Annotated in this window: 15 protein-coding genes; 10 read left to right on the top strand and 5 right to left on the bottom strand. The window is 71.5% G+C overall.

The annotated features are described in order from the left end of the window. Positions 1–175 precede the first annotated feature (175 nt). Both AB0B29_RS02895 and AB0B29_RS02900 read left to right on the top strand, forming a co-directional pair. On the top strand, positions 176–613 hold the full coding sequence (locus AB0B29_RS02895; RefSeq protein WP_362233059.1) for a hypothetical protein: 438 nt from the start codon (positions 176–178) through the stop codon (positions 611–613). Positions 614–722: 109 nt separating this feature from the next. Next, complete coding sequence (locus tag AB0B29_RS02900; RefSeq protein ID WP_362233061.1) at positions 723–1,682, top strand: D-2-hydroxyacid dehydrogenase family protein; 960 nt, start codon at positions 723–725, stop codon at positions 1,680–1,682. A 122-nt stretch (positions 1,683–1,804) separates the two neighbouring features. Here AB0B29_RS02900 and AB0B29_RS02905 read toward each other — a convergent pair whose 3' ends face one another. From AB0B29_RS02905 to AB0B29_RS02915, 3 genes are all read right to left on the bottom strand, one after another. Beyond that, complete coding sequence (locus AB0B29_RS02905; RefSeq protein WP_362233064.1) at positions 1,805–2,080, bottom strand: hypothetical protein; 276 nt, start codon at positions 2,078–2,080, stop codon at positions 1,805–1,807. A 130-nt stretch (positions 2,081–2,210) separates the two neighbouring features. After that, positions 2,211–2,477 (bottom strand): hypothetical protein, encoded by a 267-nt coding sequence (locus AB0B29_RS02910; protein ID WP_362233068.1) that lies wholly within the window; start codon positions 2,475–2,477, stop codon positions 2,211–2,213. Between the two features lie 225 nt (positions 2,478–2,702). Next, the gene (locus tag AB0B29_RS02915; RefSeq protein ID WP_362233071.1) at positions 2,703–2,969 is read right to left on the bottom strand and encodes a hypothetical protein; all 267 of its coding nucleotides are present in this window, start codon (positions 2,967–2,969) and stop codon (positions 2,703–2,705) included. Between the two features lie 229 nt (positions 2,970–3,198). Here AB0B29_RS02915 and AB0B29_RS02920 point away from each other — a divergent pair, with 229 nt between their 5' ends. Together AB0B29_RS02920 and AB0B29_RS02925 are read left to right on the top strand one after the other, a co-directional pair. Next, entirely contained in the window at positions 3,199–3,498 is a 300-nt protein-coding gene (locus tag AB0B29_RS02920) for a chaplin (protein WP_362233074.1), read from the top strand. A gap of 105 nt (positions 3,499–3,603) precedes the next feature. Further along, a complete protein-coding gene (locus AB0B29_RS02925; RefSeq protein WP_436845784.1) occupies positions 3,604–3,942 on the top strand; it encodes a hypothetical protein in 339 nt (112 codons plus the stop codon). Between the two features lie 869 nt (positions 3,943–4,811). Here the strand turns inward: AB0B29_RS02925 and AB0B29_RS02935 are convergent. Both AB0B29_RS02935 and AB0B29_RS02940 read right to left on the bottom strand, forming a co-directional pair. After that, a complete protein-coding gene (locus AB0B29_RS02935) occupies positions 4,812–5,399 on the bottom strand; it encodes a hypothetical protein (RefSeq protein ID WP_362233079.1) in 588 nt (195 codons plus the stop codon). Positions 5,400–5,585: 186 nt separating this feature from the next. Then, entirely contained in the window at positions 5,586–6,305 is a 720-nt protein-coding gene (locus tag AB0B29_RS02940) for a hypothetical protein (protein WP_362233082.1), read from the bottom strand. Between the two features lie 396 nt (positions 6,306–6,701). Between AB0B29_RS02940 and AB0B29_RS02945 the strand changes: the two genes are divergently transcribed. The 6 genes from AB0B29_RS02945 to AB0B29_RS02970 are packed head-to-tail and all read left to right on the top strand — an operon-like array spanning position 6,702 to position 14,297. Then, positions 6,702–7,781, top strand: coding sequence for a DUF3344 domain-containing protein (locus AB0B29_RS02945; RefSeq protein WP_362233085.1), 1,080 nt, complete (start codon positions 6,702–6,704; stop codon positions 7,779–7,781). Positions 7,782–7,831: 50 nt separating this feature from the next. After that, on the top strand, positions 7,832–9,082 hold the full coding sequence (locus AB0B29_RS02950) for a glycosyltransferase family 4 protein (RefSeq protein WP_362233088.1): 1,251 nt from the start codon (positions 7,832–7,834) through the stop codon (positions 9,080–9,082). Further along, positions 9,079–10,506, top strand: a complete 1,428-nt coding sequence (locus AB0B29_RS02955; protein ID WP_362233091.1) for an exopolysaccharide biosynthesis polyprenyl glycosylphosphotransferase — start codon at positions 9,079–9,081, stop codon at positions 10,504–10,506. Before AB0B29_RS02950 ends, AB0B29_RS02955 begins: the two co-directional genes overlap by 4 nt. A 5-nt stretch (positions 10,507–10,511) precedes the next feature. After that, a complete protein-coding gene (locus AB0B29_RS02960; protein ID WP_362233094.1) occupies positions 10,512–11,852 on the top strand; it encodes an O-antigen ligase family protein in 1,341 nt (446 codons plus the stop codon). Continuing rightward, on the top strand, positions 11,849–13,549 hold the full coding sequence (locus AB0B29_RS02965; protein ID WP_362233097.1) for a lipid II flippase MurJ: 1,701 nt from the start codon (positions 11,849–11,851) through the stop codon (positions 13,547–13,549). Before AB0B29_RS02960 ends, AB0B29_RS02965 begins: the two co-directional genes overlap by 4 nt. Next, positions 13,533–14,297 carry a polysaccharide deacetylase family protein gene (locus tag AB0B29_RS02970; RefSeq protein ID WP_362233100.1) on the top strand — a complete coding sequence of 255 codons (765 nt, stop codon included), beginning with the start codon at positions 13,533–13,535 and terminating at the stop codon, positions 14,295–14,297. Before AB0B29_RS02965 ends, AB0B29_RS02970 begins: the two co-directional genes overlap by 17 nt. The last annotated feature ends 1 nt before the right edge of the window (position 14,298 follow it).

The following is a 14,298-nucleotide window of genomic DNA, read 5'->3' on the forward strand; positions in this document are numbered from 1 at the left end:
GGATCCCACGATGCCGCCGCGGGGACGCCGTCTCAGTTTCCGTCTCATGGCAAAGGGTGTCGGCCCCCGCCGCCACGCCGGTTGCTCGCGCAAGTGGCCACCGCCCGGGAAGTGCTTCCGGGGCGGTGATCGTCCGGTCGGCTTCGTTCCTCCGGAGCGACAGTAGGGTTCTGCCATGACGGCGGCGAAGAGGACTTCGAGCCCGCACGAACGGCTCACCGCCATGCGCGATGTGTACGACCTCCTGGAGGAGGTACGGCTGCGCCCGGGCATGTGGGTGCGTAACGGGTCGCTGCGGCATCTGGACTCCATGCTGGTCGGATACCGGATCGCTCTTGCCGTGCACGGTGCCGAGGAGCCGTTCGACTTCTGGAGCCCCGGAGAGCCGAGTCCGTTCAGCATGTGGCTGGAGCGGCGAATGGGCGAACAGTCCTCTCTGGGCTGGTCGACGGTGATCGAGCGCAGCGCCGAAGCCACCGGCCGGCCTGCGCTGGAGCTGTTCTTCGAGCTGCTCGACGAGTTCCGTGGCGAGTCCAGTGGTGAGTCCTGTGGTGAGTCCCGCCACGAGTCCCGTGGTGCGTTCCCCAACGAACAGGGCCCGTCGCAGTCCTAGTCGAGGGCACGCGCGATCATGGTCCCCGGATGCCGAGCCGAACCCGATGAGCCGAACCCGATGAGCCGAACCCGATGAACCGGGCCCTGCACCGCGAAAGGGGCAAGCCGTGCGGCTGCGATGCGCTGTACTGGACGACTTCCAGAGGGTGGCTACCGAGGTCGCCGACTGGGCGGAGGTCGCGGACGACGTGGAGGTCGTGACCTTCGATCGGCACATCGAGGGCGAGGACGACCTGGCCGCGGCGCTGGCCGGCTTCGACATCGTCGTGACACTGCGCGAACGTGTCCCGTTCCCAGGGTCGCTGATCGCCCGGCTGCCCCGGCTGAAGCTGATCGTCGCCTCCGGCATGCGGAACTCCGTCATCGACTACGCGGCCGCCGATGCCCACGGCGTCACGGTGTGCGGCACGGCCAGTTCCTCCACCCCGCCGGTCGAAATGACCTGGGCGCTGCTCCTCGGCCTCGCACGTGGCCTCGTCGAGGAGAGCAACGCCCTGCGCTCCGGCGGTCCCTGGCAGAGCACCGTCGGTGCCGATCTGCACGGCCGGCGCCTCGGGCTGCTCGGTCTGGGGAAGATCGGCAGCCGGGTCTCCCGGGTCGGGCTGGCCTTCGGCATGCGGGTCGGGGCCTGGAGCCAGAACCTCACCCGGGAGCGTGCCGACGAGGTCGGCGTGGAACTCGCCGCCTCCAAGGAGGAGCTGCTGACGGACAGCGACTTCGTGTCGGTCCACCTCGCTCTCGGCGACCGCACCCGTGGCCTGCTCGGCAGGCCCGAACTCGCCCTCCTCAAGCCGTCGGCGTACCTCATCAACACCTCACGCGCGGCGATCGTCGACCAGGACGCCCTCCTCGACGCCCTGCACGCGGGCCGTATCGCCGGCGCCGGTGTGGACGTCTTCGACGTCGAGCCCCTCCCCGCGGACCACCCGATGCGTACGGCACCCCGCCTCCTCGCCACGCCGCACCTCGGCTACGTCTCCCGGGCCAACTACGCGACGTACTACGGGCAGGCGGTCGAGAACATCCGCGCGTTCCTCGCGGGCGCGCCGGTGCGACGGCTGCCTTGACGCCCCTGTCGCTGGAAACACGACGATGGCCGGGACCCTTCAGGGTCCCGGCCATCCCTGGCTCCGGGTGGACTTACGCGAGTGCCGGCTCGGCCAAGGCGCCTCAGCTGCCCGGCCGGACGTCAGGACTTCTTGTCACCGATGACGACATTGCTGCTGCACTTCTCGCTCGAGCAGCTCTGTGACTGACTCGCGACCACGTGAACGGTCCCGTTCGCGTCGCGGTACACGGCTTCGTGCACGCAGCGGACGTTGCCCCTGCCGTCGTCGACGCACTTGCCTGAGCCGCTGGAACCGCCGGAGCCGTCAAGGGCGAAGGCCTGACCGGCCCCGGCGCCGAGGAGAGCAACGCTCCACAGAACTCCGGCCACCACTGCGATCCTCTTTGAATTCGGCATGGGCATACTCCTTTACGTCGATTCCCCGACTGGACGACACGGACCTTCGAGAACTTGCTGAGCAAAAGCCAGGGGTGGCCCCGGGGCTCGAAAAGTCCTTCGAGCCCCGGGGCCTGCCCAGATCACCTGGTCAGCGACCGCCACCGAGGGCAAAGCCGTTGGTGCAGGACACCTTCTTGCTCTGGTCGACGGGCTGGTTCGCCAGGATGTCCAGGATCTGGACATTGATGCGGCCGATGTTCAGCACGCCCGACTGGCTCTCGTTGCCGCAAGAGTTGGCCTGGGTGCTGTCCACCTCGAGCGCCGGCGCGTCGTCGGCCTGGCTGACGCCAGCGCCGAGGAAGCTGACGCTACCGAGCATGGCCGCGACGACCGCAGCCTTCTGGAACTTGCGCATTACGTCTCCGTTTCCTACGTCACACACGGTCCGTGATGGACCGGCTACTGACGGTGTTGAATCTAGGAGACGTGCGCGGGTTTCGACAAACGAAACGCCGGACAGCGGAAGATTCCTGAAATGTCGTACTGGTCCACGCCCCCGGGCGCGACGGAGCGGAAACACAAGCGGGCCCCGCGCCCGGACGCATGGTCCGAACGTCGAGGCCCGCCCCGGATCAGTCGGTCAGTGACCGGCCTTGATGCCGAAAGCGTTGTTGCAGGACGACGTGTGGCTCTGGTCGACCGGCTGGTTCGCCAGGAGGTTCAGAGCCTGGACGTTGGCGTCGCCGATGTTCAGCACGCCCGACTGGGCCTCGTTGCCGCAGGTGTTGGACTGGACACTGTCGATGTCCACCTTGTCCCCGCCGTAGGCCTGGCTGACGCCAGCGCCGAGGAAGCTGACGCTACCGAGCATGGCCGCGACGACCGCAGCCTTCTGGAACTTGCGCATTACCTCTCCGTTTCCTGGGTTGACACGATCCGTGCTGGATCAGTCACTTGCAGTCGTGAGAGTAGACAGTTTTTTCGCGTTTTTCACAGACAAAACGCGCATGCGCGCAACTTTCATGAAAAACCCATCGTTGTGGCGACCGTGACCAGTTGCTTGCTGCCGCGTTGAGACGGGCAGTGCGGTCGCGCGTTCCGCTGCCGCACTCATCCGAGTCAATAAGGAGAACGTGATGTCTCGCATCGCGAAGGTTGGCGCTGTCGCACTGGGCACGGGCGCCATGGTGCTCAGCGGGGCCGGTCTGGCCTCTGCGGACGCCGGCGCCAAGGCTGCGGCGATCGGCTCGCCGGGCGTCCTGTCCGGCAATGTGATCCAGGTCCCGCTCCACGTGCCGATCAACGTGTGCGGCAACACCGTCACGATCATCGGCGCTCTCAACGAAGCCTCTGGCAACGTCTGCAAGAACGGCGACGACGACAAGGACAAGGGCAAGGACAAGAAGGACGGCAAGAAGGCCCACCGCGGCCACTGATTCTGTCGTCCCGCGAGAGCCCCGGCGCACTTCAGCGCCGGGGCTCTTCCCGTGCGTCCTTCGTGTCTCGACGCAGATCATTCCGAGGTGTGGGTGATCGATGGCGTGTCGTTCCCTGCGTGCGGGAGGGCGTCGGCCAGGGGCGCCCGCCGGTACTCCGGGGCGGTCGGAAGACCGGCGAACTGCCGGGACGCAGTCAGAGTGCGCCACGGGCACCGCCTCGTACCCGTGGTAACTGGCAGCCGTCTCTGCCGCGTGAGTGGGCGGACGAGCCGGACCGCTGTCGCAGGGCAGGGGTGCCGGACGGCATCGTCTATCAAGAAAGGGGGCGCTCGCACTCGGCCTGCTCGACACGCTTGCCGGGTGGTGTGTGAAGGCGCCTGTTGCGGTCGCAGATGTCCTCGTGACGGTGGCCGGTGTGCATCCTTCAGCGAGCTGACCTGACAGCAGGACAGAGCAAGGCGCGTGACCTCAGGGTCCGCGGTCCTGACGGTCCAGCGCGCGGGCAAACAGCACCTGGCCGTACCTGAGGAAGCGGGCGGCGGCCACAACCGGTGGGATGGCGTGACGTCGATGTGGAGCCGTTCGCCGGGGCGGGAGCGCTGGTAGCGGCGTATGGGTTCGCCGGTGGGCCGGTCGGTGCGCCCAGGGCAGGCAGGCCGTTCGGGAGGAGGATGCGGTGGCCCGTGGAAGCGGCACCCGCGATCCGGGCCAGGCAGCAGCGGCCTACGGTGGCGGAGCCATGTGGATGCTTCAGCAGCGCGACGCGGGGGGACACGGAAACCGGACCGCGCACTCCGGGCACTGCCTGGCGCAAGGACTTGTCACAGGGCTCGGCGGTGGTCGTGCGGAGGCGGTCCGGTCCTCGTCACCGGCAGATGTAGTACGCGTGGACCACATCGAAGTCGCCGGAGGGGGGTGACGACGGGGGTTCAGCAGGTGAACGCGCCCGCACCCGGGCGGGGCATCTCAGCGTGCACCACTCGCTGTTGTCCCCCGCAGGGGCCCGGCCTCGCATCCCGGGGCAGACCGCTACCGCGCCAGGTGGGCGAACACGACGGGCTCGGCGTTCGTTCGGTTGGCCATCGGCTGCCGGCCGGGGATCACATGGGCGCGGTCATCGTTGCGCGGCCGGGCCGGTCGTCACCGGCGACCATTCCGGTGACAGGGAGAGACGAGGGGGCGAAGACACAGCGGCAGGGTGTGGATGCGCGCAGGACCGGTGCGGCGGGTCAGTCTCCCGCATCGGGTGGAGCGCGTGGAGGCGGCCCCGGAACCAGTGAGCGCCGCCTCCCATTCGGTGTGCCTGTGGCCTACAGCCACAGGCTGCCGTGCGCGGGCTTGACCTCGTTCACCGCTGCCGCGGCCTCCTTGGCCGTGGGGAGCAGGGCGTTGGAGCCCTCGGCGGTCACGCCGAGCGGAACCCGCGTCGTCATGTCGCCACTGAGACTGGTGGTGGCCAGGTCGGGGGTACGGCGGTCCTCCGTCGCTGCGGGAGCCGACTGCGGGGCCGGCGCCTGGTACGGAGCAGCCTGCGGGGCGGCCTGCTGCGGAGCAGCCTGCGGGGCAGGAGCCTGCTGGGGGGCGGGAGCCTGGTACGGAGCAGCCTGCGGGGCGGGAGCCTGCTGGGGGGCGGGAGCCTGATACGGAGCAGCCTGCGGGGCGGGAGCCTGCTGGGGGGCGGGAGCCTGGTACGGGGCGGCCTGCGGGGCAGGGGCCTGCTGCGGAGCAGCCTGCGGCGTCTGTGCGTAGTACGGAGCACTCTGAGCAGCCGGCGCCTGGTCGGGGGCGCTGTAGCCGGTCGGGCCCTGCTGAGGAGCTTCGTAGGCGAACGCGGGAGTGGCGGAACCAGCGGCGATCAAGGACCCGGCAAAGACGGCGGCAGCCTTCAGAGACTTCATCGTGTTCCTTTCTTCGGCAACGCGCGTCGCCGGAGGGGATTCTGTCGCCGTGCCTAACGAGCCCTGGCCTGGGCGGAAACCGGAGATGCCGAAGATTGCCAATACCTCATACGTAATCTATTAAAAGACCGAAGAACGGCGGTCGTGGCGCCGCTCGCAGGGGAGCGGCGCCACGACCGGGCGGGGTCAGGATGCGGTTGGCAGCACCGGCTCCAGCAGTGGCAGACCGGGGAGCGTGACGGCCGTCTCCTCGGGTGCCGTCGACGAGGGGGCGGACGACGAGGGGGCGGACGACTCGTCGGCCACGTCGTCGGACGGGCTCGACACGGCGGGTTCCTCCGGGAGCGATGGGTTGCCGCCGGTCAGCGCGGCGAGGAGGTCGTCGACCCCGCCGAGCAGGTCGTCGACCGTGGGGAGGATCCCGCCGACACCGGAGGTGATCGCCTTCAAGAGGCCGTCGACCGCTCCGACCACGAGGTCCAGCAGGTCGGTCACGGGGTCGGCGGCGCGCTGCACCGACACTCCGGGTACCGCGGCGGGCAGGGCGGGGGACGGCAGCCGTACCACCGTGGACACGAGCGAGGTCTGCGCATCGTGGGCGGCCGACTCGGCCAGGGCGGCCTTCGCGGCGGCTGCCAGCCGCGCGGCCTCGGCCGGGGGGAGCTTCCCGTCGCTGTCCCGGAGCACGGCGTTCAGCAGGTCGGCAACAGGGGTGAGCTCGCCCCAGTTCAGTTTCCCGATCTGCGCGAGCCGCGCGTCCGCGCCGGGCAGCCGGGCCTCGGGCGCCGCACGGTGGCCGTGCCCCCGGGACGATTCGGCCGCCATGGCGACGGGGCCGGTGATCCCGACCAGAAGGGCGGCACAGAGCGCGCCGGACACGATGCGCCGTGCGGACAGAGCACACATGGAGATTCCTTTCGACGGCGTTGGATCTTGAACCCACCGTGAAAGCGCCCAGGGCTTCCCGCAACCGCTCATACGCTTTTCGGGATTTCGCAATTCCCCCTTTTGCTGTGTCCAGCCTGATCAGACGGTTTGTCAGGGCACGCTCTCGCGCACCCTGATGGAGCAATGCGGCGACACACGCCGGGCGGTGGCCCTCGCCGGGGGCGAGATGGCGGCAGGAACCGGCAAGACGTGCGATTTCACGATTCCGACACACTTGTCAGATTTCATCGAATTTCATCGACTATGTCCGGTTGATGACTAGAGTTGCGAACCGCCCGACGCACTCTCAGCGCGGACACATCGCATTCGTGGCGCTCTGCCACGGCCTCCCGTTCGAAAGGGCAACGACCGGTCATGCGTCATTCCTTGGGCCCGCTGTTCCGCCGCGCGACCGTGGGCGTCCTCGCCCTTGCCGCCATGTGGGCGGCCGGCGGTTCTCCCTCCGCCGCACCGGCTGCCGCGCCCGCGCCGGAAGCCGAGCATCTCAGCTTCACCGAGCGGTACCACGTGCTCCAGCACGGCGGCATCGTACGCGCTGCCAACGCGTCGATCACCTGCCGCGCGGGCGAGGGCCCGTCGTGTCAGGAAGTCCAGGCCGGCGGCCCCGGTGTGAACGGCGACTTCGACATGTTCTACGTCGACGTCGACCGCGATGCCAACACCTACAACTCCTCCCGCGGGGAGGTCCGTCTGCCCAGCGGCTCACGGGTGACGTACGCGCGCCTGTACTGGGGTGGGAATCTGCGCGTGGGCGAACAGAAGCCGCCGCAGGACAACGGGCGCGTGCTGATCGCCGAACCCGGCGGCGAGTACAAGGAGTTGGTTGCGGACACCACGGTCGGACACCGCGTCATGAACGGCATGGACGCCTTCCAGGCCTCGGCCGACGTAACTCGCCTGGTGCGGGAAGCCGGAGCCGGCCTGTACACCGTTGCGCAGATCAACATCGCCATGGGCAGGTCCACGGCCGGAGCCTGGGGCGGCTGGACGCTCGTGGTGGCCTACGAGAACCCGGCGGAGCCGCTCCGGCACCTCACGGTCTGGGACGGCTTCACCCCCCTGGGTGCCGTGGAGCTCGGCCTGGGCAGCCTCGATTTCCCCGCGGGCGCGTGGGGCCGCGCGGGCCTGGTGACGTACAACGGCGACCGCGGCACCGGCGGAGACTCGTTCACCGTGACGGCCGGCCAGTCCGCGTCCGCCCTCAGCAACTCCGCCAACCCCCGTGACGACGTCCTCAACTCCACCATCAGCGAGCCCGGGGCGGATGCGTCGCGTGTGCCCGCCCACGCCAACACCCTGGGCTACGACTCCGACGTGTTCGACATCGGAAGCGCCCTGCAGAACGGCGGCGACCAGGCCGCCTTCCGGATCCAGTCTCAGCAGGACGCGGCGTGGGCCGGCGTGCTCTTCGCCGCCGTCGACGCACGGCGGTGAGTACCACGCCGTCCGCCCCGAACGCCTTAGCGAGCGAGGAATCCGCGCACATGCATCTGTCACCCACCGCACCTCATCCCAGAGTCCTGCACCTCACCCAGCCGGTGGACGGCGGTGTCGCCCGCGTCGTCACGGACCTGGTCCAGGCGCAGCTGTCGGACGGCCTGGACGTCACCGTGGCCTGCCCCGACAGCGCGCTCACCACGCGACTGCGGACGCTCGGCGCGCGCGTGCGGCACTGGCACGCCACACGGTCTCCCGGCACGTCGCTCATCCGGGAGGTACGGCATCTGGCACGGGTCATCGACGAGGTGCGCCCGGACCTGATCCACGCGCACAGCGCGAAGGCCGGACTCGCCGGACGGCTCGCGGTACGCGGGCGGATCCCGACGGTCTTCCAGCCGCACGCCTGGTCGTTCGAAGCGGTCGGCGGGGGCACCGCGACCCTGGCGCTCATGTGGGAACGCTGGGCGGCGCGGTGGGCCTCACGCGTGGTGTGCGTGAGCGAGGCGGAGCGCGCGACCGGCATGGGCGCCAGGATCACCGGCCGCTGGACCGTCGTCCCCAACGGCATCGACCCGGAGCGCTTCCACCCGGCCGCCGCGGGCGCCGTACGGGCCCGGCTCGCCCCGCTCGCCGGCATCCACCCCGAGGCACCGCTCGCCGTGTGCGTGGGGCGGCTGTGCCGGCAGAAGGGGCAGGACGTCCTGCTGCGGGCGTGGGAAACCGTCGAACAGCGGGTGCCCGACGCCCGTCTCGTGCTGGTCGGCGACGGGCCGGACCACGACCGGCTTCGCGAGAACGCCCCGAGCTCCGTGGTGTTCGCGGGAGCCGTCGCCGACGCCTCCCCCTGGTACCAGGCCGCCGATCTCGTCGTCCTGCCGTCCCGCTGGGAGGGCATGGCCCTGGCGCCGCTGGAAGCGATGGCCTGCGGGCGGCCGGTCGTGGTGACGGACGTCGACGGCGCCCGCGAGAGTCTGCCGTCCTTCACCTCCGCCCGGTGCCTGGTGCCGCCGGAGGACCCGGCGGCACTGGCCGAAGCCGTCACCGCGCTGCTGGCGGACCCGCTGCTGCGCGCGTCGCTCGGCGACCAGGGCCGCCGGCACGTGCTGTCCGCCCACGACGTGCGGCACACCGCCGAAGCCGTCTCGGACGTCTATCGCGACCTGCTCGGCCCATGGACCGCCACCACCCCCAGCGCTGAGCACGGTCAGCCGCTCGACACCGGACGTGGCGCCGAGACGAACCGGCCGGCACAGCGCGTCGAGCCCACCGAGTACAGGGAGTCCATCCACTCGTGACCGCCGAACGTACCGTGCCCTCCCCCGGCGTAACGCCGCGGGACCACGGGCCCTCACCAGTCTCGGTCATGCCCCCGCGCGGCACGACCACCGGCTTCCGGTCGTCCGCCCCGCGGCCCCCGGCCCGGCCGGCCTCATCCGTGCCGCTGCTCGTTGCCGACGGCTTCGCCGCCCTCGCGGGCACGCTCGCGCTCACCGGGGCCCAGCGCCACCCGCTCCTCGTCACCCTGCTGATCGTCGCCTCGCTGCTGCTGCGCCGCCGCGACGGGCGGCCGCCGGTGGCCGGGGTGCTGGACGAACTGCCCGCCCTGTGCGGCCGCATCACGGTGGCGTGGCTGGCTCTCGCTGCGCTCCTCGCGGCGTACCGGCCGGAGCACGCGTTGTCCCTGCGTACCGTGCTGACCGGCCTCACCCTGCACACGGCGGCCGGCTGCGCGCTGCGCGGAGCCGTGCACGCGCGGCGTCGCGCCGCGCTGCTGCGCCACCCGCACACGGCACTCGTCCTCGGCCCCGTCGCGACCGCGCAGCGGGTGGCCGCCGCCGTACTGCGCCACCCGCGCTGCGGCGTCCGGCCGGTGGGGATCGTCGCCGAGCAGCCGGAGGGCACCGAGACCCTGCCGGTGCTGACGACCGCCGAGGAGGTCGAGCGTGCGGTCATCCAGAACGGGGTGCGGGCGGTGCTGGCCGTGCACCCCTCCGTACGCGCCGAACAGGAGCCGCTGCTGCGGGCGCTGGCCGATTCGGGCTGCGTGGTCTGGGAGGTCGACGCCGACACCCCGTCGTACGCGACGCGGGAACGGCTGGCCGGGTTCTCCTGCCGACGGCTGGACCTGTCCCCGGCCCGGCGTGACAGTGTGGCCAAGCGGACGCTCGACATCCTGGTGTCGGGCGCGCTGTTGTTGCTGGCCGGCCCGCTGCTGCTGACCTTCGCGGCGGTGCTGCGGATCTGCGACGGGCCGGGCGTGGTGTTCCGGCAGGAGCGCATCGGCAGGGGCGGCAAGCCGTTCACCCTGCTGAAGTTCCGTACGCACCGCCCGGTCGACGAGCACGAGTCGGCGACCCGGTGGAGCGTGGCGAACGAGAACGAGATGCGCTGGTTCTGCCGGATGCTGCGGCGTACCTCGCTCGACGAACTGCTCCAGCTGTGGAACGTGCTCCGGGGCGACATGAGCCTGGTGGGACCCCGGCCCGAACGCCCCTACTTCGTGGCGCAGTTCGGACAGACCTATCCCGGTTACTCGGTCCGGCACCGCATGCGGACCGGCATCACCGGCCTCGCCCAGATCCACGGCCTGCGCGGCGACACCTCGATCGAGGACCGCTGCCGTTTCGACAACGCCTACATCGACGACTGGTCCCTGTGGCAGGACGTCTGCATTCTGCTGCGCACCGCCGCCACGGTGGTACGTCCCACGGGGAGCTGAGACAGGTGAGCCTCGCACTCACACCGCTCTCCCGCCGCGACGCCGCCCTGACACCGGCCCTGCTCGTGGTGGCCGTACCGGCCTTGCTGGCGCTGCCGCTGACGTCGGACGGAGCGGGGCCCGCCGACGTGTTCTCCGGGCTGGTGGTGGTCTACTGCGTGTTCCGTCTGCTGTTCGAACGGCGGCGCCCGCTGTCGCCCGCCGCCGCCGTGATCCTGGGCCTGCCGGTCGTGGGGCTCGCGCTCGCCACCATGGGGGCGTTCTCGCCCCAGGCCGGGCTCACCGGCCTCGGACGCTATCTGCAGACCTTCGTGCTCGTTCCGGCGGCCGTATTGCTGCTGTTGCGCGACCGGGCCGGCTTCCGGATGGTGGCCTGGGCCTGCGTGGGGCTCGGTCTGTGCCAGGGGGCCCTCGGCGTCCACCAGTTCGTCACCCGGACCGGTGCCTCCTACCAGGGCGCGAACATCCGGGCGGTGGGCACCTTCGGCTCGCACGACGTGATGGGCATGGCGACGGCGGTCTCCCTCGGCCTGGTGTGCGCGGTCGGTATCGCGCTGGGCCGGGTGTCCGTGCGGCAACGTGCGGCCGCCGCCGCGTGCGCGGCGGTGCTGCTGCTGCCGCTCGCGCTCTCCTTCAGCCGGGGTGCCTGGATCGCGACGTTCCTGACGTGCGGCGTGCAGCTGGTCCTGACCGGATGGCGGCGCGCTCTCAAGGTGGCCGCCGCCGCGGTCGCGGTGGGGGTGATCCTGGTGGGCGGCTTCGGTGTGGGCTCGGTTCTCCTGCAACAGCGCATCGGCAGCATCGCCCAGGTCGCCGACGCCCCCGACCAGTCCGTCGTCGACCGGTACACCCTGTGGGCGTCCGCCACGGAGATGTGGCGGCAGCACCCGCTGACCGGGGTCGGGCTGAAGGGCTTCCCCGAGTACCGGGACGGACACGCCACGCTCGCGCTGTCGTCGGGCAGTGAGACCGAGGGCGCGGGAGCGGTGTACCAGCGGCAGCCGCTGCTGTCGCCGCACAACATGTACCTGCTGGTGCTGAGCGAGCAGGGCCTGATCGGGCTGTTCGCGCTCGCCGGGAGCTGGCTGGCGCTGCTGGTGTGCGGGGTGCGGCGGCTGATGAGCGTGCGCGAGGGCGGCCCGGGAGCCGACTGCGGGCTCGTGGCCTGCGGGCTGCTGATCTGGCTGCTGACCGACTTCATGTACGGCGACATCGGCGGGCCCTCGACCGTGCTGATCGCCGTGGCGATGGGGCTCGTCGCCTGGTGGGCGCTGACCGGCGACACGCGCGCGGAGGCCCCCCGCAGCGAAGTGCGTGAACCCGCCGAGGAGGCCCTGGTCCGATGACGGTGGTGCCTTCGCATTCCCCCGGCTCCGAAACGGACGACGCGGCGACCGTGCCCCCGGCTCGGGCCGCCACCAAGACCGGCGACGCCACCGATCAGGCCCCGGCGCCCTCGTCGGTCTCCGGGAGCTTCCTGGCCCGGGCCGCGCTCGTCACGGCATCGCTGTCCATCGCCGGTTCACTGCTCGGCCTGGTCCGCGACCAGTCGCTGGCGCGGCTGTTCGGCGCCGGGAGCGACACCGACGCCTTCCTGGTGGCGTGGACGGTTCCGGAGTTCGCCGCCACGCTGCTCATCGAGGACGGGCTGGCGATCGCGCTGATCCCGGCGTTCAGCATGGCGCTGGCCCGCCGTGCCCGGGGCGCGCCCGGCGACCCGGTCCGCGCCCTGGTCGGCGCCACCCTGCCCCGGCTCTGTCTCGCCCTCGCCGCGGTGGCCGCCCTGATCGCCGGCACGGCTCCCTACCTGGTCCGGGCTCTCGCTCCCGGCCTGCCCGACCCCGGGCTCGCCGCCGGCTGCACCCGCATCACCGCCACCTGCGTGCTGGCCTTCGGGCTCGCCGGATACTGCAGTGCCGCCCTGCGGGCACACCGCTGTTTCCTCGCCCCCGCGGCGATCTACGTCGTCTACAACAGCGGCATCATCGCCGCGATGTTCCTGCTCGGCGAGGACTGGGGCGTGCGCTCCGCCGCGGTCGGGGTCGCGGCGGGCGGCTGTCTGATGGTGGCGGTGCAACTGCCCTCGCTGTGGCGGCGGCTGGCGTCGCCCACGCCGCACCTCGCCAAGGCCGGGGCGGTGGCCGAGGAGCGGCCGGTGCAACTCGCCCTGATCGCCGCGGTGCTGCTGTTCGCCCTGTGCCGCCAGTCGCAGGTCCTCGTGGAGCGCTTCCTCGCCTCCGGCCTGCCGGCCGGTGCCATCTCGCATCTGAACTACGCGCAGAAGGTCGCGCAGATCCCGATGACGCTGTCGCTGATGGTCTGCACCGTCACCTTCCCGGTGGTGGCGCGGGCTCTCGCGGAGGGTGACACCGCGCGGGCCCGCAGCCGCGTGGAGCGGGATCTGGCGCTCGCCTCGTGGCTGGTCCTGCTGGGCATGTGCGCGGTGGTCGCCTGCGCCCCTCAGATGATCGAACTGCTCTTCCAGCGGGGGGCGTTCACCCCGAACGACACCGGCGCGACAGCGGACGTCATGCGCGTGTACGCCCTCGGGCTGCTCGGCCAGACGCTGGTGGGCGCCCTCGTGCGGTCCTACTTCTCGGCGGGCCGGCCCAGCTGGTACCCCCTCGGCGCGATGGCGGCGGGCATCGCCGTGACGTCCTGGGTCGGCGCCGGATCCGTGCATTCCTGGGGCGTGGCGGGGATCGCCGCCGCCAACGCCCTCGGCATCACCGTCACGGCGGCCCTGCTGCTCGCCGGGCTGCGAACCGGCCGGCCGGACGGCGCCCACGGCGTCTCGGTCCGTGTCCGGCCGGTCCTGGCCGAGCTGGGCAGGCTGGTGTCCGCCGCGGCCGTCGCCACGGCCGCGGGGGCGTTCGCCGCGAGCCGGCTGCCGTCCCCGGCGGCGGGCCTCACGGCCGGCGTCCTGACCGTGACCTTGGTCTTCGCCCCGCTCAGCTGGGCCTTCGGTGCCCAGAGTTCCGCGTCCGCTCTGCGCTCCCTACGCGCCGTCACACGAAGGCTCACACATGGCCGTTTCCGTTGACTCCCTCGACACCGGCAGACCCCGGGCCCCGCGCAAGGGCCCGGCCCCCTGGGTGGCGATGTACCACTCGGTGGGCGACTGCTCGGACGATCCGTACCGCATCACGGTCACGCCCGCGCGGCTCGGGGCGCAGCTGGCCTGGCTGCGCCGGCGCGGGCTGCGGGGCGTGTCCGTGACCGAGCTGCTCGCCGCCCGCGCCCGGGGCGAGGGTGACGACCTGGTCGGGCTGACCTTCGACGACGGGTACGCCGACTTCGTCACCGACGCCCTGCCGCTGCTGCACCGCTGGGACTGCGGCGCGACCCTCTTCGTGCTGCCCGGACGGCTCGGTGGTGACAACGCCTGGGATCCGCTCGGCCCGCGCAAGCCGCTGCTGACCGCGGACGGCATCCGGCGCGCGGCCGCCGAGGGCGTGGAGATCGGCTCGCACGGGCTGACGCACGTCGACCTCACCAAGGCGGACGACCGCACGCTCAGGGTCGAGGTCGCCGAGAGCCGCGCCCGGCTCGAGGAGCTGACCGGCGCCCCCGTCGACGGCTTCTGCTACCCGTACGGCACGATCGACGCCCGCGCCGTGGAGGCCGTACGGGAGGCGGGGTACACCTACGCCTGCGCCATCGACCCGGGCCCGCTGACCGGTCCGCACGCCCTGCCGCGCGTGTACGTCGGCCAGGACGACACGGCGTGGCGCCTGCAGCTCAAGCACTGGCTGCACCGGCTGCGCCGGCGCCCGGTGGAGGGCCTGTGAG

It is taken from the genome of Streptomyces tibetensis, assembly GCF_040647715.1.
Lineage (GTDB): Bacteria > Actinomycetota > Actinomycetes > Streptomycetales > Streptomycetaceae > Streptomyces > Streptomyces tibetensis_A.

Excerpts from the sequence above, each read along its gene's own strand:
- AB0B29_RS02970 (WP_362233100.1), top strand. The coding sequence starts at position 13,533 with ATGGCCGTTTCCGTTGACTCCCTCGACACCGGCAGACCCCGGGCCCCG.
- AB0B29_RS02920 (WP_362233074.1), top strand. The coding sequence starts at position 3,199 with ATGTCTCGCATCGCGAAGGTTGGCGCTGTCGCACTGGGCACGGGCGCC.
- AB0B29_RS02905 (WP_362233064.1), bottom strand. The coding sequence starts at position 2,080 with ATGCCGAATTCAAAGAGGATCGCAGTGGTGGCCGGAGTTCTGTGGAGC.
- AB0B29_RS02945 (WP_362233085.1), top strand. The coding sequence starts at position 6,702 with ATGCGTCATTCCTTGGGCCCGCTGTTCCGCCGCGCGACCGTGGGCGTC.
- AB0B29_RS02935 (WP_362233079.1), bottom strand. The coding sequence starts at position 5,399 with ATGAAGTCTCTGAAGGCTGCCGCCGTCTTTGCCGGGTCCTTGATCGCC.
- AB0B29_RS02950 (WP_362233088.1), top strand. The coding sequence starts at position 7,832 with ATGCATCTGTCACCCACCGCACCTCATCCCAGAGTCCTGCACCTCACC.
- AB0B29_RS02915 (WP_362233071.1), bottom strand. The coding sequence starts at position 2,969 with ATGCGCAAGTTCCAGAAGGCTGCGGTCGTCGCGGCCATGCTCGGTAGC.
- AB0B29_RS02895 (WP_362233059.1), top strand. The coding sequence starts at position 176 with ATGACGGCGGCGAAGAGGACTTCGAGCCCGCACGAACGGCTCACCGCC.
- AB0B29_RS02940 (WP_362233082.1), bottom strand. The coding sequence starts at position 6,305 with ATGTGTGCTCTGTCCGCACGGCGCATCGTGTCCGGCGCGCTCTGTGCC.
- AB0B29_RS02910 (WP_362233068.1), bottom strand. The coding sequence starts at position 2,477 with ATGCGCAAGTTCCAGAAGGCTGCGGTCGTCGCGGCCATGCTCGGTAGC.
- AB0B29_RS02965 (WP_362233097.1), top strand. The coding sequence starts at position 11,849 with ATGACGGTGGTGCCTTCGCATTCCCCCGGCTCCGAAACGGACGACGCG.